Source organism: Rhodoferax lithotrophicus (assembly GCF_019973615.1).
Taxonomy (GTDB): domain Bacteria; phylum Pseudomonadota; class Gammaproteobacteria; order Burkholderiales; family Burkholderiaceae_C; genus Rhodoferax; species Rhodoferax lithotrophicus.
The window spans coordinates 41,184-61,214 of record NZ_AP024238.1; the positions used below are offsets into that span (position 1 = coordinate 41,184).

The following is a 20,031-nucleotide window of genomic DNA, read 5'->3' on the forward strand; positions in this document are numbered from 1 at the left end:
GTTCGGTGTTTTGGGCAGTGTGTCGGGAAGGAAAGCTGGCAGATCAAACGGAACTATTTCAGCGTTTGGTTTGCTTTTTGGATTTGGGCCTGATCCATGGCGTGCTGGGCTTCTGGCGGCATGTAGTTTTCGTCATGCTTGGCCAACACTTCGGAGGCAGTGAAGTGACCATTACTGTCGAGTTTTCCTTGGGCCACAACACCTTTACCTTCTTTGAACAAGTCAGGCAAGATACCGGTGTAAGACACCGGTACTTCTTTGACGGTATCTGTCACGACAAAAGACACCGTCAGATTGTCACGTTTGATGGAGCCTGTTTTGACCATCCCACCAATACGAAAAGTGCGGTTTTTGGGTGCTTCACCGGTTTCTACCTGCGTGGGGGTGAAGAAAAAAACCAGATTGCTCTGAAAAGCATTGAGTACAAAGTAGGCTGCCACACCGATGGTGGCCAGGCCACCAACGATGATGGCAGCGCGTTTATGGCGTGGTTTCATAATGGTTTTTGATGTAAATCATCTTCTGATTCACTCTGACTAAAAAGGTTTCGTAATATTTCGCGTCTTTGAGCACGCACTTGTAATATTTCAATCACAACAACAGCTGCTGTAATGCCAAAACTACCCCAAACATAGAAGGCATAACCTCCCATGTTCAAAAAATCTGCAACGCTAAGCCACTGCATGTTTTACCCAATCTGTATGACGTTCACGGTCAAGAATGATGCTGCGCACCCTGACCAAAGTGATGGCGATGGTGTACATCCAGAAGGCCAGAACCATGATCAGCATGCCCATCAGCATGGGTGTGGCCATAGAAGCGCCTTTCATGGACACCGAAGCTCCTTGATGCAAAGTGTTCCACCATTTCACTGAAAAATAAATGATGGGCACATTTACGGCACCTACCAAGGCCAGAATGGCACAGGCTTTGTCAGCCCTGCGGGGGTCATCAATAGAAGCTTGCAAGGCTAAAAAGCCCAAATACAGAAACAACAAAATCAGCTCCGATGTCAGGCGAGCATCCCATACCCACCAAGCCCCCCACATGGGTTTGCCCCACAAAGCGCCAGTGACCAAAGACAAAAATGCAAAAAGAGCACCTGTGGGGGCGAGTGCAGAGGCCATCATGCCGGAGAGTCTGGTGTTGAATGCCAAGCCAAAACCAGCCCAACCCGCCATGACAAGATAAATAAACATGGACATTTGAGAGGCTGGCACGTGCACAAAAATGATCCGGTAGCCCTGACCTTGTTGCGCATCAATGGGCGCGACAAAAAATGAAATCCATAATCCTGCCAGTGCCAAAACGGTGGCCAAGCCGGCAAACCAAGGCCACATTTTGCCGGCCAGATAATAAAAGTTTTGCGGTGATGCAAACTTGAACCAGTGAATCACGCGTGTTTTCATTCCAATGAAATCCTCAATGCGGCGGCTGTGGCCAAAGGTGAGAAAAAGAGCGAAAGTACCAGTAATGCAGCCATCAGGGACAGGTGACCGCCAATACTCAGCCCGGCAGCATCCGCTTCAACCGCACCAGCCCCAAAAATAAGAACTGGAATATACAGAGGCAAGATCAATAAAGACAATAAAACCCCAGCCCCTCGCACACCTAATGTCAGGGCCGCACCAATGCTGCCAATCAGACTCAAGGTTGGTGTACCCAGTAACAAGGACAGCATCAATATGCCTAAGGCACGAGTGTCAAGGCCAAATTGCAAGCCTAATACAGGTGCCATGAATACCAAGGGCAAGCCAGCCAGTACAAAATGGGCCAGGGCTTTGGCCAGTACCAGTAAAGCCAGTGGGGTAGTGGAGAGCGCCATCTGTTCCAGTGAGCCGTCTGCGTAATCGGTAGCAAACATACGCTGCAGTGACAACATGGCGGCCAGAAGTGCACTAACCCACAACACCCCTGGAGCCATGCGTAGCAGCAGGGCAGATTCAGGACCCACTCCCAATGGAAAGAGGCTTGCGATGACCACAAAAAACACCAAAGGTGTCAGCACTTCACCTTTTTGGCGCATACCCAGTGACACTTCGCGCCGGAGAACAGCTAGCAGCACATAGCCCAAAGCCATGGGTTTGAGGGAGGTGCTCATTGCGCTTGTAACTCCAGCATTTGGGCGGGTATTTGCCCAATGGCTACGCGCTGATGGCTGGTGAGCACAGCCATCCCCCCCTTGGAGAGGTGGTCAGCAATCAGGTTGGCCAGTAGGCCAATACCGGCTTCATCCATGGCCACGTAAGGTTCATCCAGCACCCAAAGTTTGGCAGGACTCAAGACCAAACGAGACAGGGCGACCCGACGTTTTTGGCCTTGTGATAGGTGACGGACCAATTGCTTGCCACGGCCACGCAACCCAAATTGCGTCAGAACCTCTTGGGTCTTCAACCGGTCTGGTGTCATCCCGCCCAAGGCAGAAGTGAAAGCCAGGTTTTCATCTACTGTCATGGATTCTTGCAACGCATTGAGGTGGCCCAGGTAACAAAGGTCATGGCGGAAATTTTCGCTCTGGGTCTGAATCGGAAGGCCATTCCAGAAAATGTGGCCTGACTCAATGGGTGCGAGGCCACATACCATTCGCAACAAGCTGGTTTTTCCGACACCATTGGCACCAGCTACATGTAACCAGTTCCCCGCTTCCAGCGTGCAATCTACGTTCTTGAAAAGTTGTCGCCCACCCTTGATGCAGCCAAGCTTGGAAAAAGACAGGGAGTGGGATGTTTTCAAGGGCAATGGAGTTGTAAAGACAAAGATCAGATTATCTTACGACACACAGTCCCATCATCCTTAAGATGGCATTAACGTTGAATGACTACCTTTTGGTACAGGCCACCGAAGTAGGTTTGTTTGTCTAGAGGCAGATGTTGACAATCACCGGGTAACCAGTCTGCAATCTGACCATGCCATAAGTCCATGGCAAAGGGCTCCAGCGTAGTCAGTATCGGTACCATCAGGTAGCGAAATGGGCTGGTCGCCTTGGGGTGGTGGTAATCCACAAAGACAATCTTGCCACCGGGCTTGGTGACACGCATGGCTTCGGCAATGGTTTTGCGTCGCACCTCGGCAGGCTGCTCGTGCAGCAAGAAAAACACCACCACGGTGTCCTGACTGGCATCGGCAAATTGCAGGTCTGTCGAGTCTTGCTGGAAGATGCTGACCTGTTTTTGAGGCCCCAGTTTGGCGTGCAGGTTGGTGATTTGAACCGGTGCCACATCGATCACATTCAAATGCCCTTGTGGGCCAAGGCGTTGTATCAAATGCTGGGTGAAATTGCCATAAACGCAAGCCACTTGGAGCACATTGCCTTGAATCTCGCTCCCCATTTCCTGCAGAGCCAGATCACGCAGTTTTGCAAAGTTACCCCACAAGATCAGATTCACCAGCCATTGGCGTTCAAACACGCGTACAGCATTGGGATGGGTATAGGCCCACCAGTAGGTTTTCTCAAGATATTCAGGCAGGGTGACTGGACAAACGGTACCTGGAACGGTAATGGTGGGTGTGATTTTTTGTTGCACAGGGCGAAGGGTATAAAAACAAGTGGGTTAACGAAACGTCGACTTGAGCCAGTTGATTGATGGGGCAGCGTATCAAAACAAGATGAATGCTAACTGAACTTGATTTTTTCCTTAGGTCAGGTGGGGGTTATAGATCTGAGTTTGACAAAAAGGCTAACCCGACTTCTTTTGTTGTTTTGAGCTTGGAAATGCAATTTCTTTTGATTTGTATCAAATGTACAAAGCTCTGCACGGATTTTTGAGGAGTAGGATGGCTCCCCATCAAATCTTAAGTTTTCGTTAATGTTTAATAAAAAAGAGGTGAATATGAAGAATGTTAATTTTTCTAATTGGTTGCATGTCTTGCTGGCCGTTGGTTTGACAACGGTTGTATTGACAGTTCAGGCCCAGGCCGTTGACGTTGCGGCTGCTGAAGATCTGATCAAAGTTAATAAATGTGGCAAATGTCATTCAGTGGACAAGCAAAAGGATGGCCCATCGTTCAAAAAGACGGCCGCCAAATACAAAGGAAAGTCCGATGGAGAAGCCAAGCTATACGTCCATTTGACCACCGGCCCCACGATTGAAATTGACGGTGTGAAGGAAGAGCACACCAAAGTCAAGGCCAAAGACGATGCGGCCATCAAGAATCTGGCGCGCTACGTTTTATCGCGGTAAATGCTTAGCACCATTGGGCGAGCTTCCTCATGACTGAAATGCTTAAAAAAATGCGCCAACGTTGGAAATTGGTACTTGGACTGGCCGTGGGATTGCTGATTTTTTCAGTCTCCGTGGGGATCTCAGGTGCTTATGTTCTGGCTTACACCAGTACCGAGGAGTTTTGTGTGAGTTGCCATGAGATGTCCTACAACTACGCAGAGTACAAGGGCACGATTCACGACACCAACCGCACCGGTGTGCGTGCGATCTGTACCAATTGCCATGTGCCACATGAACCGGGGCCGTTGCTCTGGGCCAAGATCAAGGCCAGCAAAGATGTGTATTACACCTACATCTCACCTTCGATTGACACCAAGGAAAAGTTCGAGGCCAAACGTTCGGTGATGGCACAACGGGTGTGGCTGCAGATGAAGGAGAGCGACTCTCACCAGTGCCGCAGTTGCCACAGGGCCGACAAGATGAGTGTGGATTTGCAGTCCGCCAAAGCCCAGGTGCGCCACGCCAAAGGCAAAGCGGAAGGTAAGACCTGCATCGAATGCCATTTCGCCATTGCCCACAAGGAGCCAGATGGCCCGGGTCCGGCAGAGTTGTTCGGTAACACGGCGACAAATTCTCAATGATTTTTAACCTGAAGGAGTGGATGATGATGAAGTTGAAACTGTTGACCGCAGTGGCCGGTGTTGTGATGGCCTTGCCATCAATGGCAGCGGATGTGACCTATCGGGCTGATATTGAGCCGTTTATTCAGAAACAATGCGCGGAGTGTCATTCTGAAAAGGCCGGTGCACCCACCTTGCAGGAATTCAAGGTGTCCAAGGAAGCAGAAGAAAAGTACACCAAAGACAAAGTTGGCCCACGTAACGACACCTACGAGAGCCTGGTGCAGATCATTGCTTACCCTGATCCAGGTGCCTTCATGCGTCGCCTGGACGACGGGACTAGCCCGCAAGCAAAAGGCAAGCCTGGCAACATGTACAAGCATTTGGGCGAGACCGATGCACAGCGCGCTGCGGCTTTGGTCATGATCAAGGCTTGGGTGGGTGAGGGTGGCTGGAACCTGAACCGCTGGGAGCCCAAAGGAGACATACCCGCAGTGACCAAAGAGCAATTGGACAAGCTCAAGCTCAAGTATTGAGTCGGGTCTTTGAATGAAAAAAGCCGCTGAGAACCAGCGGCTTTTTTGTGCTCTGGCCGGGTAGTCCCAAGCCAGAAATTGGGCGGTTTACTTGATCAACCCTTCAGCACGCAAGGCCTCTTGCACGGCAGGCCGAGCACCAACGCGGGCGACGAAAGCCACCAGGTTGGCAAGGGCTGAAATGTCCACACCCACATGTTTACCCCAGCCAGCCACCACAAACAGGTAAGCATCTGCCACAGTGAAGGTGTCGCCCATCAGGTAGTTTTTACCAGCCAGTTCACCATCGACCCATTGCAGGCGGGACATCAGGCGGGTTTTGGCCATGGTCTTGGCCTCTTCGGGCATGCCGGGTGTGAACAATGGCGAGAAGCCTTTGTGCAGCTCGGTTCCAATGGTGTTGAGCCATTCCTGCAGCTTGTAGCGCTCCCAGCTACCGTTGGCGGGGGCCAGCTGTTTGTCGGGCACCAAGTCGGCAATGTATTGCACGATGACCGGGCCTTCATGCAAGGTACGCCCGTCATCCAGCACCAGATAGGGCACATAACCCAGCGGGTTGATGCCGTAGTAGTCGGTGCCGTCGGCCAGCTTGTGGGTCTTGGTGGGGGCGGCAATGGCCTCAAATGCCAGACCCGCTTCTTTGAGGACGATGTGGGGCGACAGTGAGCAAGCACCAGGAGAGTAGTAAAGTTTCATGAACAGCCTTTGGATCAATGATGATGACAGGAGCACCAGGCTCCTGGGTCAAATGTTAATGGTGTTGAATGCCATTTGCAGGGTATAGGGTAATGTTAATTACTATTAAAAATATAGCTGTTGACGCTTTATTTATAAGCGCTACAGGTCATTTATTTATGTAAAACTTTAGCTACCGGATTGTGTCGCAGGCGGAAGGCATCGGGCATGCCTGAGCCCAGAAGCGGGCGCAGGTACATGCGAAAGGCATCGGTCACGTCGGTGCCGTTGGCGGCGATGAATTCGTCCTCCATGACACGTGTTTTACCGGCTACGTCTTCCACTGGCAGCAGTTCGTAGTCCACCGAATAAAACCCGGTGCGCTTGATGGCCACTGAGCCGTCACGACTGCCCCACATGGCGAATTGCACTGCTTTTTCGCCCACCTCACGGGCTTCGCGCTGGTCCACATCGGACACGCAGCCGATGAACGAGCGTTGCAGGTAACCAAAAGTGTCGCCGCGTACGCGTTTGATTTTGAGCTTGGCCTTGATCTCTTCACACAGCAGGTCAGCCAGGGCACCATTGCCTGAGAGCTGTACGTTGCCATGGGCATCATGCTCCATTTCTTTGGCCAGCAGGGCGGCAATGGGTGTGCCCGAGGCATCGTGAATGCCTTCGGACACCGCAATCACACAGCGGCCATGGCGCTCGTACATGGTCTTGACATCAAGCAGGAATTTGTTCAGATCGAACACACGCTCGGGCAGGTAGATCAGGTGCGGGCCATCGTCCGGGAATTTTTTACCCAGGGCTGAGGCCGCAGTCAGAAAGCCGGCATGGCGGCCCATGACCACGCCCACATAGACCCCGGGCAGGGCGGCGTTGTCCAGGTTGGCCCCGGCAAAAGCTTGCGCCACAAAACGGGCGGCTGACGGAAAGCCAGGGGTGTGGTCGTTGCCCACCAGGTCGTTGTCAATGGTTTTGGGGATGTGGATGCAGCGCAAATCGTAGTTGGCCGCCTGTGCTTCCTGGCTGACGATGCGTACCGTGTCGCTCGAATCGTTGCCGCCAATGTAGAAAAAGTGACCAATCTGGTGGGCTTGCAGCACCTTGAAAATTTCGTGGCAATAAGCCGCATCGGGTTTGTCGCGCGTGGAGCCCAGCGCGCTGGACGGGGTGTTGGCCACCAGCTCCAGGTTGTGGCTGGTCTCCTGAGTCAAGTCCACAAAGTCTTCGTCAATGATGCCACGCACGCCGTGGCGTGCACCGTAGATGTGGCCAATCTGGCCAAAGCGCCGTGCTTCCAGCGCCACGCCGACGAGGGATTGGTTGATGACAGCGGTGGGGCCGCCACCTTGGGCGACGAGTATTTTTCCAGAGGCCATGGTGTGTTGTGTCCTGAAAGAGTGAAGTCGATGATGACTGAATTGTGCCTCTGACGGCGGCACTTTTTGGGATGTTTGCACCCTGGATGCGGCTTTTCAAGTGCCCCAGTAAAATTGCATGCTTTCTGCACGCCCCGTGCAAGCTCCTCCAGCTCAGGAGGTTGAGCCCCTTGAATCCATTACCCACCATGCTTTATCCACAACATTTCGACGTGATCGTCGTTGGCGGTGGCCATGCCGGCACCGAAGCCGCGCTGGCGGCGGCCCGTATGGGTTGTAAAACCCTGCTGCTGAGCCACAACATCGAAACCCTCGGGCAGATGAGTTGCAACCCCAGTATTGGCGGCATTGGCAAGGGCCACCTGGTGAAAGAGGTCGATGCCCTGGGTGGTGCCATGGCGCTGGCGACCGATGAAGGCGGCATTCAGTTCCGCATCCTCAATTCTTCCAAGGGTCCGGCGGTGCGGGCCACCCGCGCCCAGGCGGATCGCATCTTGTACAAGGCGGCGATACGCCGTCGTCTGGAAAATCAGCCCAACTTGTGGCTGTTTCAGCAGGCGGTGGATGACCTGATGGTGGAAGGAGACCGGGTGGTCGGGGCGGTCACGCAGGTCGGTATTCGATTCCGCGCCAGCACGGTGGTGCTGACTGCCGGGACATTTCTGGACGGCAAGATTCATGTCGGCCTGAACAACTATGCCGCTGGCCGTGCCGGTGATCCACCCGCCGTGTCTTTGAGTGCCCGCTTGAAAGAACTCAAACTGCCCCAAGGCCGCCTGAAAACCGGCACACCGCCGCGCATTGATGGCCGCAGTATTGACTTCAGCCAATGCACCGAGCAGCCCGGTGATGGCATGCCCGGTGGCATGAGTCCGGTCATGCCGGTGTTCAGCTTCATGGGGCGACCGGAGATGCACCCGCAGCAAATGCCATGCTGGATCACCCATACCAACGCACACACCCATGAAATCATCCGCAGCGGTTTTGATCGCAGTCCAATGTTCACCGGCAAGATTGAAGGGGTCGGGCCACGCTATTGCCCGAGTGTGGAAGACAAGATCAACCGCTTTGCCGACAAAGACAGTCACCAGATTTTTCTGGAACCCGAAGGGCTGACGACCCACGAGTATTACCCCAACGGCATTTCCACCAGTCTGCCGTTTGACATCCAGTACGCCTTGGTGCGTTCCATGCCGGGGCTGGAAAACGCGCACATTTTGCGGCCTGGTTATGCCATTGAATACGATTACTTTGACCCGACACAGCTCAAGAGCAGTTTTGAGACCAAGGTCATCAACGGCCTGTTTTTTGCCGGGCAGATCAACGGCACCACGGGTTACGAAGAAGCTGCTGCGCAAGGTTTGTTTGCCGGTATCAATGCGGCCTTGCAAGTACGTGCCATGGGGGGCGGAAATGTGCAAGCCTGTGCAGCGGGCCGTGCGTCTTATGTGGGAGACAGTTGGTTACCGGCACGGGATCAAGCGTATCTGGGTGTGATGGTCGATGACCTGATCACCCAGGGCGTGACCGAGCCCTACCGCATGTTCACCAGCCGGGCCGAGTTCCGGCTGCAACTGCGGGAAGACAATGCCGATGCCCGTCTGACCGAAGTGGGTCGCCAATTGGGCTTAGTCGATGATGTGCGCTGGACGGCATTCAACCAGAAGCGCGACGCTGTTTCACGTGAAACAGAGCGCTTGCGCTCCCTCTGGGTTAACCCCAAGAACCTGGAAATCGCCGAGTCTGAGCGGGTGTTGGGCAAGGCCATCGAGCACGAATACAGCCTGGCTGAACTGCTGCGCAGACCGAATGTGAGTTACGACGCGCTGATGTCGCTGGACGGTGGCAAGTACGCATCTGCTGAATTGCCGGTAGGTGTTTCACGTGAAACAGGTGTACTTTCACCCGAGGCTGCGCAGGCCGCTGCGGTGATCGAGCAGGTGGAAATAGCGGCCAAATACTCTGGTTATATCGACCGCCAAAAAGACGATGTGTTGCGTGCCGCCCATTATGAAAACCTGAAACTTCCGCAAGACCTGGACTACATGCAGGTAAGTGCTTTGAGTATTGAGGCGCGGCAAAAGCTCAACCGGCATCGACCCGAAACACTCGGGCAGGCCTCGCGCATCTCGGGCATTACCCCAGCGTCCATTTCGTTGTTGACCATCCATTTGAAGAAAACCAAATTCAAAGGCTTTGATCGGCTGATTTCTGAAAGTGAAGGCCTCTGATGCAAGCCCTTGAACCTCAGTTGCGCAGTGGTCTGACCGCTTTAAATCTGATGCTGACAGAGCCTCAAGTGGCTGCGCTGATGGCGTATCTGGCGCTGATCCAGAAATGGAACAAGGTCTACAACCTGACGGCCGTGCGTGACCCGCAAGAGATGCTGACGCACCATCTGCTCGACAGTCTGGCCGTGATTGCACCGCTGAAGCGGCAACTTGAAGCCATGCCGACAGCCCAGGCTGATGGCTGGCGTTTGCTGGATGTGGGTTCTGGAGCTGGTTTGCCGGGTGTGGTGATTGCCATTTGTTGCCCGGACATTCGGGTCGATTGTGTGGATACGGTAGGCAAAAAAGCCGCCTTCATTCAGCAAGCTGCGATGACGCTCAAGCTTGCCAATTTGCGTGGTGTGCATGCCCGGGTGGAAAGTTTGACCGAGCCCTACCAGGTGATCTGCTCGCGGGCCTTTGCCTCGTTGCTGGATTTCACTAACTGGTCGCGCCAGACGCTGGCCGAGCAGGGCGTTTGGATGGGCATGAAGGGTAAGCATCCTGCGGACGAGATTGCCGCGCTGCCATCCAGTGTGGAGGTGTTTCACGTGGAACAACTGGAAGTTCCGGGTTTGGGTGCAGAGCGTTGCATTGTGTGGATGCGTCGCCCAGGGTAGATTTCAAGTAGCTATGGAATTACAAAAGCCAGCACGTTAAGCGAGCACTTTTCACGTTACCTGCTCCCCCGTTTTCTGGTAACGTAAACTCCACGCCTGCGCCCGGCTATCGTTCGGGCTAACCTCCAGGACCATTCCCTATGCTCGGTATCACCGACTACGCTACTTTCGTCGTCACCGTACTTGTCTTTCTGCTGATCCCAGGTCCAGGTAATCTGGCGCTAATCACCTCGACCAGCAAGGGCGGTGTGCGGGGTGGTTTGGCGGCTACCTTGGGGGTGATCCTGGGTGACCAGGTGTTGATGTGGTCGGCGGTGGCCGGTGTGGCCGCGTTGCTGGCAGCTTACCCAAATGCTTTTAGTGCGGTGCAATGGCTGGGTGCTGGCTACCTGGCTTGGCTAGGCGCCAAGATGCTGCTGGCCAAACCTGGTACGACACCTGTTTTGAACATCAAGCCACATCACTACCTGAAGCAGGCGCTGATGATCACCTTGCTCAATCCCAAAGCGATTCTGTTCTACATGGCTTTTTTCCCGCTGTTTGTTGACCCGGTGCGTCAGCAAGGTCTGATCACCTATGCCTTCATGGCTGCCACCATTGCCATGTTGACCTTTCTGTACGGTGTCACATCCACTTTGTTAACCCATTTTTTGGCCGAAAAAGTTCGTGCCAATCCAGTGATTTCACGGGTGCTGGAAAAAGTTGCGGGTCTGTTTTTGATTGGTTTTGGTATCAAGTTGGCAGTGTCCCGCTAGCGTAACGTCCGCGTCTGGTTTGTAAGGGTAGGTGTTTCACGTGAAACACTGATGTGTCTGATTTTCTTTTTTTCTCTGAGTCCGTACCTATGGCCAAAATATTTTGTGTTGCCAATCAAAAAGGTGGTGTTGGCAAAACCACGACCACAGTCAATCTGGCTGCTGGTTTGGCCAAGGTGGGGCAACGGGTGTTGATGGTTGACCTGGACCCGCAGGGTAATGCCACCATGGGCTCAGGTGTGGATAAACGCAAGTTGGAACTCAGTGTGTATGACGTGCTGCTGGAGACCGCCACCGTGGCGCAGGCCAGGGTGCAAAGTGCCAAACTGGTGGATGCCGGGTGTGGTTATGACATTTTGGGAGCCAACCGCGAATTGGCGGGCGCCGAAGTGGAGATGGTGGAGCTTGAGCGCCGGGAAAAACGCCTGAAAACCGCATTGGTACAGGTAGATGCTGAATACGACTTCGTGTTGATTGATTGCCCACCCAGCCTGTCCATGCTTACCCTCAACGGCCTGTGCTGTGCCCATGGCGTGATCGTGCCCATGCAGTGTGAATACTTTGCGCTCGAAGGCTTGGCTGATCTGGTCAACACCATCAAGCAGGTACATGCCAACCTGAACAAAGACCTCTCCATCATCGGTCTGCTGCGCGTCATGTTTGACCCGCGTATCACCTTGCAGCAACAAGTCAGTGAGCAGCTCAAGGAGCGCTTTGGTGACAAGGTTTTCAACACCGTGATTCCGCGCAACGTGCGCTTGGCCGAAGCGCCCAGCTACGGTGTTCCGGGGGTGGTGTTTGATGCCTCATCCAAAGGGGCACAGGCTTTTCTGGCTTTTGCCCAGGAAATGGTTGCCCGTATTTAAAAAATAGATGTCAAATCAACCTGTAGCGCAGATTCAAAAAGCCTGAGTAGCTATCAAAAATAGAGTTATGAACCCACCCCAAATTCTCATCTTGCCAGGTTGGCAAAACTCTGGCCCCCAGCACTGGCAAAGCCTTTGGCAGGAACAGTTGGGCTACCAGCGGGTGGAGCAGCATGACTGGCTGCGTCCGTTGCGCGGCGACTGGATTGCCCGCCTGGAAGACGTGGTGCTGTCCACCCCAACGCCGGTGGTGCTGGTGGCGCACAGCCTGGGTTGCCAGCTGGTCGCCGCCTGGGCCGCACACTCCCAAAATACCCAGCGTGTACAGGCGGCCTTGCTGGTGGCTCCTGGTGATGTGGAGCGTGCTGAATTACGCCCCTTGCTGACCAGTTGGTCACCCGTGGTCCGGCAGCGCCTGCCCTTTGCCAGCACGCTGGTGGCCAGCCACAACGACCCCTATTGCAGTTTTGAGCGTGCCCAGGGCTTTGCCCAGGCGTGGGGAGCCGATCTGGTGGATGCGGGTGAGCTGGGCCACATCAACGTAGATTCAGGCCTGGGTGATTGGCCCCAGGGGCAGGCGCTGCTTGATGCGCTGCTCAATCCGCTTATTCATCGTTAACGGAGGAATCAACACATGGTCACCAAAAAACTCAAAGGACTGGGCCGCGGGCTGGAGGCGCTGCTGGGCCCGACAGTGGATGAATCCTTGGGCGAACAAGGTGCGAGCGCGATGGCTGCCAACAGCGGCGTGCCGTCTGAATTGCTGCTCACCGACATGGTGGCTGGCCAATACCAGCCCCGCACACGTATGGACGAGGGTGCACTTTACGAGCTGGCCGAGTCGATCAAAGTGCAGGGCATCATGCAGCCGATTCTGGTGCGCCGCTTGAGTGATGCCGATGCCGAACTCAAACGCAGTCAACAGTCGCCTGATTTTGCCGGGGGCACCAGTGGTGGTGGCGCAGTGCGCCCGGTCTACGAAATCATTGCCGGCGAGCGGCGCTTTCGGGCCGCCAAATTGGCCGGGCTGGACAGTGTGCCGGTGCTGGTGCGCGACGTGCCCAACGAGGCCGCTGCGGCCATGGCACTCATCGAAAACATCCAGCGCGAAGACCTCAATCCGCTGGAGGAAGCACAAGGTGTGCAGCGCCTGATCAAGGAATTTGGCCTGACCCATGAGACCGCGGCACAAGCCGTTGGGCGCTCACGCAGTGCCACCAGCAACTTGTTGCGGCTGCTTAATCTGGCTGAGCCGGTGCAAACCATGCTGATGGCCGGGGATGTGGACATGGGCCATGCGCGTGCCTTGCTGAGTCTGGATCGCGCCACACAAATTACAGCAGCCAATCAAATCACGGCCAAAAAAATGTCGGTGCGCGAGGCGGAAAGTCTGGTGAAAAAGCTGGGGGCCGAATTCTCGTTGGTGGCCAGCAAACCGAAACAGGACAAGTCGCGCGACCTCAAGCGTGTGGAAGAAGAACTCTCTGACCTGTTGATGGCCCAGGTCGAAGTGCGCGTCAAAAAGCGCGTCAAACGCGCCGGGCGTATGGATGAAATGGGTGAACTCAGCATCCAGTTTGGTTCGCTGGATGAACTCAATGGCCTGATTGAGAAATTGCGCGCAACGTGTTCTGCCTGAGTACGGAAAAGCCACCACGGCATCGGTGGATGTGGTGGTGAATGGGGTGTGTTGGCCGTGCTGACGATCCTCACAAAACCCTGGGCCAGATTTTTGCGCCTGACTTGGCCATTGCCTGCGGTCTTCGTCTGGGGTGCTGGCTGGGCACTGTTTGGGGGGCTTCTGCGCTGGGGACTGTCGTTTGAGTGGGCGCTGGGTCTGGCCAGCACGCTGGGCATGGTGGCCAGTCTGTTGGGCTCTACCTGGTGGCGCCGACTGATGATGGCGTTGGGTTTCCCGCTGTCTTTGCTGTTCACCCAGGCTGCGACCTTGCCCGCCTGGGTGTGGTTGCTGCCGTTGTTGGTGCTGTTGTTGATTTACCCGCTGAATGCCTGGCGCGATGCGCCTTTGTTTCCAACGCCACTTGCTGCGCTCAAAGGTCTTGAAACCCTTGTGCTGTTTGCGCCAGGTGCTCTGATTTTGGATGCGGGATGTGGTCTGGGTGATGGTTTGAAAGCCTTGCGTGGTGTCTACCCCCAGGCGCATTTGCAGGGCTTGGAGTGGAGCTGGCCACTGCGTGCAGCATGTGCCTTGCGCTGCCCGTGGGCACAGGTGCGTCAAGGTGATATTTGGCAAGCCGATTGGTCTGGTTACGACATGGTTTACCTGTTTCAGCGGCCTGAGAGTATGCCGCGTGCGCTGGCCAAGGCCCATGCTGAATTAAAACCTGGTGCATGGCTGGTGAGTCTGGAATTTGAAGCCACCGGATTCAAACCTTTTGCCGTGTTACGAACTCTGGCAGACAAACCGGTGTGGGTGTACCGGATGCCGTCGGCCGATCCACAGCTCTAAAAGTACAAAAGGCTGGGGACGCGAACGTCCCCAGCCTTTTGCTGGATTGGTGTGTGGACGGATTAGACGGCAGGCGTAGTTGCTGCAGGTGTGGTTGCTGCAGGTGTGGTTGCTGCAGGTGTAGTTGCTGCAGGTGTAGTTGCTGCAGGTGTAGTTGCTGCAGGTGTAGTTGCTGCAGGTGTGGTTGCTGCAGGTGTGGTCGCTGCAGGTGTGGTCGCTGCAGGTGTGGTTGCTGCAGGTGTGGTCGCTGCAGGTGTGGTCGCTGCAGGTGTGGTCGCTGCAGGTGTGGTCGCTGCAGGTGTGGTCGCGCTACCCGCACTTGGGGTGGTTGTACCTGGTGTCACTACGGGCGTTGCAGGTGTGGTTGCACCAGCGGCTGGGGTTGCTGGAGCGGCTGGGGTTGCTGGAGTTGCTGGAGTTGCTGGAGTTGCTGGAGTTGCTGGAGTTGCTGGAGTTGCCGCTGTACGATGTTTTTCTCCTTTCTCACCTTGTTCGCCTTGCTCAGAGCGACCTTCTGATTTGGACGAGCGACCCTCAGACTTGCTGCCCGCATTCGCCCCGGCGTTTGAACCTGCAGAACCTGAACCTGCAGAACCTGCGCCTGCAGAGCTGCCGTGTGACTCGCCATGTGAGCCACCGTTGGAGTTGCCATGTGAGCCACCACCATGACCACCGCCATCTTTGGCCAATGCAGCCAATGGGTTAGCCAGAACAAAAGTGGCGATAAAGGTAGCGAGTGCAAGGTGTTTGAAGTTAGCCATGTGAGTTTCTCCAGAAAGTTAAGAAAGGAAAGTTTGAACAATCATGTGTGTGATTATTTCCCACACATGGCGGCAAGTATAGGCTTTATTTTTGGACTTTGAAACTATTTTGTGTAACTTTTTCCCACGTTAGTGATACATTTAAGCCCATGCTAAGTTCTGACTCCACTTCTGCCAGCCCCTCGCCAGCGCTTGCGCGCGCCTTGCGGGCCGCGTTGCGCCCACTGATCAAGGTGATGTTGGCCCAGGGGGTGACCTTGCCCTACCTGACCGAGTTGATCAAAAGTTTGATGGTGGACGTGGCCCAGACCGATTTCCCTCTGGAGAACAAAGCCCCGACGGACAGCCGTATCAGTTTGATGACCGGTGTACACCGCAAAGATGTCAGCCGTTTGCGGGATCAGCTTCAATCCAATACCGATCACACGCCAAGAGCAGTATCCCTGGGGGCGCAGTTGGTGGCGGTTTGGGTTGGTTCGTCTCCATACCTGGACCCTCAAGGCGAACCCCTGCCATTGCCGCGTTTTGTCAGTGAAGGCGGTGAGTTGTCCTTTGAGGCGCTGGTAGCCAGCGTCAACAGTGATATCCGGTCACGCGTGGTGCTGGATGAATGGCTTCGCCTGGGTGTGGTGCATTTTGACGAAGCCCACCGGGTGTGCCTGAACACCCAAGCCTTTGTACCCAGTGAGGGTTTTGAAGAAAAAGCCTTCTACTTTGGCCATAACCTGCACGACCATGCCGCTGCCGCCGCACACAACCTATTGGGTGGCGTGCCGATGATGGAGCGCAGTGTGCAGTACGACGCGCTCAGTCCGGCATCCATCGCACTCCTGGCGAAACAGTCTCAAGACATGGGCATGAAGGCCTTGTTGGCGGTCAACAAAACGGCGCTGGCTGCCGAGCAGCGGGATGCATCCTCCGATGCGCCGCGCCAACGCATGACCTTTGGCGTGTATTTCTATACCGAACCCATGCCCAAAGCATCCGCACCAGCGACAGCTTCAGAAGACCTTAAGAACACCGCGTCATCATGAGCGCCATGATCCGTACTGTTGTCTCAGGTAATGGTGTTCGCGCGGTGGCGCGTGTCCTGGCTGGCGTGGCCGCGCTGTGTGTGTCCACATCGCTTGTTTGGGCGGGTAATGTGTGTGATACCCAAGCCTCTTTGGTCAACCCGCAAGCGCGCAGCGTACAGGCCCCCGGCATTGGTGGCACCGGTATGCTGGCGGCCCGTCCTGGTATTGGCGGCACCGGCATGTTGGCCGTGCGCCCCGGCATTGGAGGAACAGGTATTGACAAAGGTGGCATGGGGGGCACCGGCATTGTGGGGGTGATCACCGGTTTTGCCAGCATCTGTGTCGGTGGTGTTGAGGTGCACTACAACAACGACACCCCCATGTCCGAGAACGGTCAGCCTAGCCAGGCCAGCGATTTGGCGGTCGGGCAAGTTGTGGTGGTGAATGCTGCCGGTGTGGGTGATGAGGTACAGGCGCGCCAGGTGGCTTTGTTGCATGTGGCCATTGGCCCGCTGCAAAGCGTGAATCCGAAAACCGGTGAATTCAAGCTCCTGGGCCAGCGGGTTCAGGCCAGCACACCGGCCCAATTGGCAGGTTTGCAAGCCCAGCAGTGGGTGCGGGTCAGCGGTCAGCGCAATGCCGAAGGGGAGATCATGGCCAGCCATGTGGAGGTAGTTGCACCCCAGCCTCAGGCTCAATTGCTGGGCATGCTGTCGCAAAACAGCCAGCAATTCGCCGTGGCGGGCACGCCGGTGGCGATTCAGTCCAGCCAAATGGCCCACGCCACCAGGGATACGGAAGTCATGGCTCAAGGCTTGTGGACGGGCGAACACCTGGTGGTGACCCGTCTGACCCGCGATCCGACCCGTGCCGTTTTGGGGCGCTCGGAACGCGTGGTGCTGGAGGGCTACGTGCGCCGACTGGATGACAAAACCATGGACATCGACCATCGGGTGTTGTCCTTGTCCCCGCAAACCCAAGTCACCTTGGCCGCCCAGCCAGATGGCAGCGGCACCCTGGGGTTGAACCAGCGAGTACGCATCACCGGGCGCATGGATGCCGATCAACGCATTTTTGTCGAGCGTATCGAATCCACCGGCAAAAACCATCGCAGTACATCCCAAACCCTGAGCGAGCAAACCAAGCGTACCGAAGCGGGTCTGGCCACGGAGACAAAGTCCGAATCCAGAGATACAGAAGCGGGCAGCTCTGAGAAATCTTCGGAAAGCAGCACCAAAACAAGCGAGGCTTCCGGTAGCCATGAGGAAGCGGCAAGTAGCAGCAAGTCTTCAGAGGTCTCCACCCAGACAGAAAAAACCAGCAGCGCTATCAGCCCATCCCGTACCAGCCGCACCAACAGCTCAGGTCAGTCAGGGGAATCCGCGGGTACCGGGCGTTCAAGTGGCTCGGGAGAGTCCAAAAACTCAGGCCGGTCAAACAGCTCGGGTGAGTCCAGAGGGTCAGGCAGTACCGGAAACTCCGGTAAATCCGGTGGTGGGGAATCCAAGGGAAAATAGCGGCCTCGCTTTTTCCTCATCAAGAATTGAAAGAATCAACCATGTCAGGACACGGATTTCACGTACACGGCCCACATGATCATGAACTGGAACATGCCCAGCAAGGTGGCCATGGCGCAGGCCATGGTGAGCACGGCGGCATGATCAACCAGATTGCGCTGTTCACGGCCATCATTGCCACGGTGGGTGCTTTATTTGGCTACATGGGCGGTGCCACGCAAGCCAATGCCGGGCTGTACAAGAACAACGCGGCCATCAAGAAAACCGAAGCCTCCAACCAGTGGAACTACTTCCAGTCCAAAAGCACCAAGCAGTCATTGGCTGAATTGGCCCGTGACCTGGCACCAGAGGATAAAAAGGCGTTCTATCAAGGCAAGATCGACCGGTATGAGAAGGAAAAGAACGACATCAAGCTCGTCGCCGACAAGCTGGAAGCCGAAGCCACGGCGTGGGATGAGCAAAGTGATGCCCAAATGCACCAACACCACCGCTGGGCGCAATCCACCACCGTGCTGCAAGTGTCGATTGCCCTGGCCGCCATTGCCTTGCTGACCAAAAAGAAATGGCTGGAAGTCGCCATGTTTGTCGCCGGGGGCGCTGGTTTGCTGGTGGGGGTGTTGGCTGCGCTACATATTTAGGAGCTGGTTGCGCTTGATCGACAAGGGCTAGAGCCATAATTTTCTTCAAAATTTCGCGTTTGTCGGTGAATTGGAAAGCCAAGTACGACCCAATTGCCTGCCTTCGTGTGGCATCAAGGGTCGTCACGGATCCAAACGAAACGCGGCGAGAGGCATGCGACCCCTGACCAGTGATCCATCCAGCGATGGTTTCGGGCGCATCCGTGCCTTTGCCTTCAGCCAGCCAATCCAACCAAGCCCATCTGACCGAAGCGCTGTGGGTGACTGCGCTGTTTAATGCTGCGATACAGTTCACACATGAATTTTCAGAAAAACAATGGTGATGTTGAGTTGACTCTGCCCAAAAACGTGGGGGTTGCCAATGTTGCTGCGCTGTTTGCGATTCTTAATCAGGTGCGGACAGCTTCTGGCAACATTGCACTCAATTGCGGCAATGTGTGTTTTGTCGATCCTTTGGGTATTACTGCGCTTGCCGCAGCAATTCAAGACGCACTATCTCAAGGTCGACGGGTTGCCATGCCATGGTTAGCACCATCGACGACGAGCTATTTGGAGCGTATGAATTTCTTTGTAGATATGGACATCGATGCAGTCGATGTACCCAAAAACCGCATTCGCACTGATCAACGCGGCAATCTGCTGGAGATCACGCACATTGTGGATTCGGGAAAATCTGAGGCCGTGGCAGATCAACTCGCTGCTGCAATCGTGACCATGATCATTGGCCGTGGTCAACGACCGGTTAACTTTCATGTGCCAGACACCGAGTACGACCAATATTACCGTCCATTGCGCTACGCGCTGTCAGAGCTGATTGAGAACTCATTGACGCATGCCCGTCGGGAGGGCGCGTTCAATTCTTCTGTATGGGTTGCTGCACAGTATTACAACGATGCCCAAACCGGTGGACGTGTTCAAGTTGCAGTTGTTGACAATGGTTGCGGCTTTTTGGCCACGTTGCAGAACCATCCCGAGTTACCTGAAAAGACGCACGGTGCGGCGATTCGCACAGCGTTGAAACCCAAGGTGAGTTGCAACCGAGACATAGGATTTTTTGGGGAAAGTGTGAATGAGGGCGTTGGACTGACAACCACGGTTCAAATTTCTAAGGCCACAGGTGGGAGTGTTCACATTGTCAGTGGTAACGCTTTGTTCATCGAGGGCGGCGGCGCAGCCGTTAAACGTAGCGAGCAAGTACGACAGTGGCCCGGAAAATGGGATGGAGTTGCTATTTCGGCCACCTTTGTTTGCCAAAAACTACCGTTCGTCAATATTCCTGACTTACTCCCTCCAGTGGAGGTGACCAAACAGGCCAAAACCCCAATTGCGCTGCGCTTCGATGACTGATAGTATGATTTCAGGCCAGTAACCGTTGCCCCTCGTTCGATCTTCTTAACCTGAGGACAGTCCCATGACCACACAAATCGCACTTCAGCAGCACGCTTTGGGCCGCATGATTGGTATGAGGTCATCAGCCGTGCCAATTCGCAAGTCGATTGAGCTTGCTCTTGAAAAAGAGCAGGAAGTCATTGTCAACTTTACGGGTGTCGAAGTGACTCAGTCTTTTGTCGATGAGCTTTTAGGTGCACTGATTTTGAGAGATGGCCCTGAGGTCATGCAACGGCTGATTCTTAAAGGGTGCACAGAACAGACCCGGGGGATAGTCAAATTTGTAGCTGCTGATCGTGCTGAGCAGTTCATGCTGGCAGTTCACTGAAACAGCCCATTCAAAAAAG

Annotated in this window: 25 protein-coding genes; 17 read left to right on the forward strand and 8 right to left on the reverse strand. The window is 55.0% G+C overall.

The window, feature by feature from the left end:
• Window positions 1-53 precede the first annotated feature (53 nt).
• From ccmE to rquA, 6 genes are all read right to left on the reverse strand, one after another.
• Window positions 54-497 carry a cytochrome c maturation protein CcmE gene (gene ccmE, locus LDN84_RS00185; protein WP_223906389.1) on the reverse strand — a complete coding sequence of 148 codons (444 nt, stop codon included), beginning with the start codon at window positions 495-497 and terminating at the stop codon, window positions 54-56.
• A complete protein-coding gene (ccmD, locus tag LDN84_RS00190; protein ID WP_223906391.1) occupies window positions 494-685 on the reverse strand; it encodes a heme exporter protein CcmD in 192 nt (63 codons plus the stop codon). The genes ccmE and ccmD overlap by 4 nt, the downstream gene beginning before the upstream one ends.
• Window positions 672-1,409, reverse strand: coding sequence for a heme ABC transporter permease CcmC (ccmC, locus tag LDN84_RS00195; protein WP_223906394.1), 738 nt, complete (start codon window positions 1,407-1,409; stop codon window positions 672-674). The genes ccmD and ccmC overlap by 14 nt, the downstream gene beginning before the upstream one ends.
• Window positions 1,406-2,101 (reverse strand): heme exporter protein CcmB, encoded by a 696-nt coding sequence (ccmB, locus tag LDN84_RS00200; RefSeq protein ID WP_223906397.1) that lies wholly within the window; start codon window positions 2,099-2,101, stop codon window positions 1,406-1,408. The genes ccmC and ccmB overlap by 4 nt, the downstream gene beginning before the upstream one ends.
• The gene (gene ccmA, locus LDN84_RS00205) at window positions 2,098-2,733 is read right to left on the reverse strand and encodes a cytochrome c biogenesis heme-transporting ATPase CcmA (protein WP_223906401.1); all 636 of its coding nucleotides are present in this window, start codon (window positions 2,731-2,733) and stop codon (window positions 2,098-2,100) included. The genes ccmB and ccmA overlap by 4 nt, the downstream gene beginning before the upstream one ends.
• A gap of 71 nt (window positions 2,734-2,804) precedes the next feature.
• Entirely contained in the window at window positions 2,805-3,524 is a 720-nt protein-coding gene (gene rquA / locus LDN84_RS00210) for a rhodoquinone biosynthesis methyltransferase RquA (RefSeq protein ID WP_223906404.1), read from the reverse strand.
• A gap of 282 nt (window positions 3,525-3,806) precedes the next feature.
• Between rquA and LDN84_RS00215 the strand changes: the two genes are divergently transcribed.
• From LDN84_RS00215 to LDN84_RS00225, 3 genes are read left to right on the forward strand one after another with little or no spacing between them, the layout of a single operon-like run.
• The gene (locus tag LDN84_RS00215) at window positions 3,807-4,181 is read left to right on the forward strand and encodes a c-type cytochrome (RefSeq protein WP_223906407.1); all 375 of its coding nucleotides are present in this window, start codon (window positions 3,807-3,809) and stop codon (window positions 4,179-4,181) included.
• Window positions 4,182-4,210: 29 nt separating this feature from the next.
• A complete protein-coding gene (locus LDN84_RS00220; RefSeq protein WP_223906410.1) occupies window positions 4,211-4,804 on the forward strand; it encodes a NapC/NirT family cytochrome c in 594 nt (197 codons plus the stop codon).
• Between the two features lie 23 nt (window positions 4,805-4,827).
• A complete protein-coding gene (locus LDN84_RS00225) occupies window positions 4,828-5,319 on the forward strand; it encodes a cytochrome C (RefSeq protein WP_223906413.1) in 492 nt (163 codons plus the stop codon).
• A gap of 87 nt (window positions 5,320-5,406) precedes the next feature.
• Here LDN84_RS00225 and gstA read toward each other — a convergent pair whose 3' ends face one another.
• Entirely contained in the window at window positions 5,407-6,015 is a 609-nt protein-coding gene (gstA, locus tag LDN84_RS00230) for a glutathione transferase GstA (RefSeq protein WP_223906416.1), read from the reverse strand.
• A gap of 152 nt (window positions 6,016-6,167) precedes the next feature.
• Window positions 6,168-7,382, reverse strand: coding sequence for a 6-phosphofructokinase (locus LDN84_RS00235; protein ID WP_223906419.1), 1,215 nt, complete (start codon window positions 7,380-7,382; stop codon window positions 6,168-6,170).
• Window positions 7,383-7,570: 188 nt separating this feature from the next.
• Between LDN84_RS00235 and mnmG the strand changes: the two genes are divergently transcribed.
• The 14 genes from mnmG to LDN84_RS00305 all read left to right on the forward strand — a co-directional run bounded on the left by mnmG (window position 7,571) and on the right by LDN84_RS00305 (window position 20,012).
• Complete coding sequence (mnmG, locus tag LDN84_RS00240; RefSeq protein WP_223913261.1) at window positions 7,571-9,613, forward strand: tRNA uridine-5-carboxymethylaminomethyl(34) synthesis enzyme MnmG; 2,043 nt, start codon at window positions 7,571-7,573, stop codon at window positions 9,611-9,613.
• Entirely contained in the window at window positions 9,613-10,272 is a 660-nt protein-coding gene (rsmG, locus tag LDN84_RS00245) for a 16S rRNA (guanine(527)-N(7))-methyltransferase RsmG (protein ID WP_223906422.1), read from the forward strand. The genes mnmG and rsmG overlap by 1 nt, the downstream gene beginning before the upstream one ends.
• Window positions 10,273-10,412: 140 nt before the next feature.
• Window positions 10,413-11,027: a LysE family transporter gene (locus LDN84_RS00250; RefSeq protein ID WP_223906424.1), complete on the forward strand. Its 615-nt coding sequence runs from the start codon at window positions 10,413-10,415 to the stop codon at window positions 11,025-11,027.
• A gap of 89 nt (window positions 11,028-11,116) precedes the next feature.
• Window positions 11,117-11,893, forward strand: a complete 777-nt coding sequence (locus tag LDN84_RS00255) for a ParA family protein (RefSeq protein ID WP_223906427.1) — start codon at window positions 11,117-11,119, stop codon at window positions 11,891-11,893.
• 67 nt (window positions 11,894-11,960) lie between these two features.
• Window positions 11,961-12,512 carry an RBBP9/YdeN family alpha/beta hydrolase gene (locus LDN84_RS00260; RefSeq protein WP_223906430.1) on the forward strand — a complete coding sequence of 184 codons (552 nt, stop codon included), beginning with the start codon at window positions 11,961-11,963 and terminating at the stop codon, window positions 12,510-12,512.
• A gap of 15 nt (window positions 12,513-12,527) precedes the next feature.
• Window positions 12,528-13,532 (forward strand): ParB/RepB/Spo0J family partition protein, encoded by a 1,005-nt coding sequence (locus tag LDN84_RS00265; protein WP_223906433.1) that lies wholly within the window; start codon window positions 12,528-12,530, stop codon window positions 13,530-13,532.
• Window positions 13,533-13,589: 57 nt separating this feature from the next.
• Window positions 13,590-14,363 (forward strand): class I SAM-dependent methyltransferase, encoded by a 774-nt coding sequence (locus tag LDN84_RS00270; protein WP_223906436.1) that lies wholly within the window; start codon window positions 13,590-13,592, stop codon window positions 14,361-14,363.
• Between the two features lie 169 nt (window positions 14,364-14,532).
• A complete protein-coding gene (locus tag LDN84_RS00275; RefSeq protein WP_223906439.1) occupies window positions 14,533-15,069 on the forward strand; it encodes a hypothetical protein in 537 nt (178 codons plus the stop codon).
• Window positions 15,029-15,226, forward strand: coding sequence for a hypothetical protein (locus LDN84_RS00280; RefSeq protein WP_223906442.1), 198 nt, complete (start codon window positions 15,029-15,031; stop codon window positions 15,224-15,226). The genes LDN84_RS00275 and LDN84_RS00280 overlap by 41 nt, the downstream gene beginning before the upstream one ends.
• A gap of 47 nt (window positions 15,227-15,273) precedes the next feature.
• Window positions 15,274-16,158 carry a DUF6502 family protein gene (locus LDN84_RS00285; protein WP_223906445.1) on the forward strand — a complete coding sequence of 295 codons (885 nt, stop codon included), beginning with the start codon at window positions 15,274-15,276 and terminating at the stop codon, window positions 16,156-16,158.
• Window positions 16,155-17,657 (forward strand): DUF5666 domain-containing protein, encoded by a 1,503-nt coding sequence (locus LDN84_RS00290; protein WP_223906448.1) that lies wholly within the window; start codon window positions 16,155-16,157, stop codon window positions 17,655-17,657. The genes LDN84_RS00285 and LDN84_RS00290 overlap by 4 nt, the downstream gene beginning before the upstream one ends.
• Before the next feature lie 41 nt (window positions 17,658-17,698).
• Window positions 17,699-18,295 (forward strand): DUF4337 domain-containing protein, encoded by a 597-nt coding sequence (locus tag LDN84_RS00295; protein ID WP_223906452.1) that lies wholly within the window; start codon window positions 17,699-17,701, stop codon window positions 18,293-18,295.
• 297 nt (window positions 18,296-18,592) lie between these two features.
• Complete coding sequence (locus LDN84_RS00300) at window positions 18,593-19,642, forward strand: ATP-binding protein (protein ID WP_223906456.1); 1,050 nt, start codon at window positions 18,593-18,595, stop codon at window positions 19,640-19,642.
• A 64-nt stretch (window positions 19,643-19,706) separates the two neighbouring features.
• Window positions 19,707-20,012 (forward strand): STAS-like domain-containing protein, encoded by a 306-nt coding sequence (locus LDN84_RS00305; protein WP_223906459.1) that lies wholly within the window; start codon window positions 19,707-19,709, stop codon window positions 20,010-20,012.
• Window positions 20,013-20,031 lie beyond the last annotated feature (19 nt).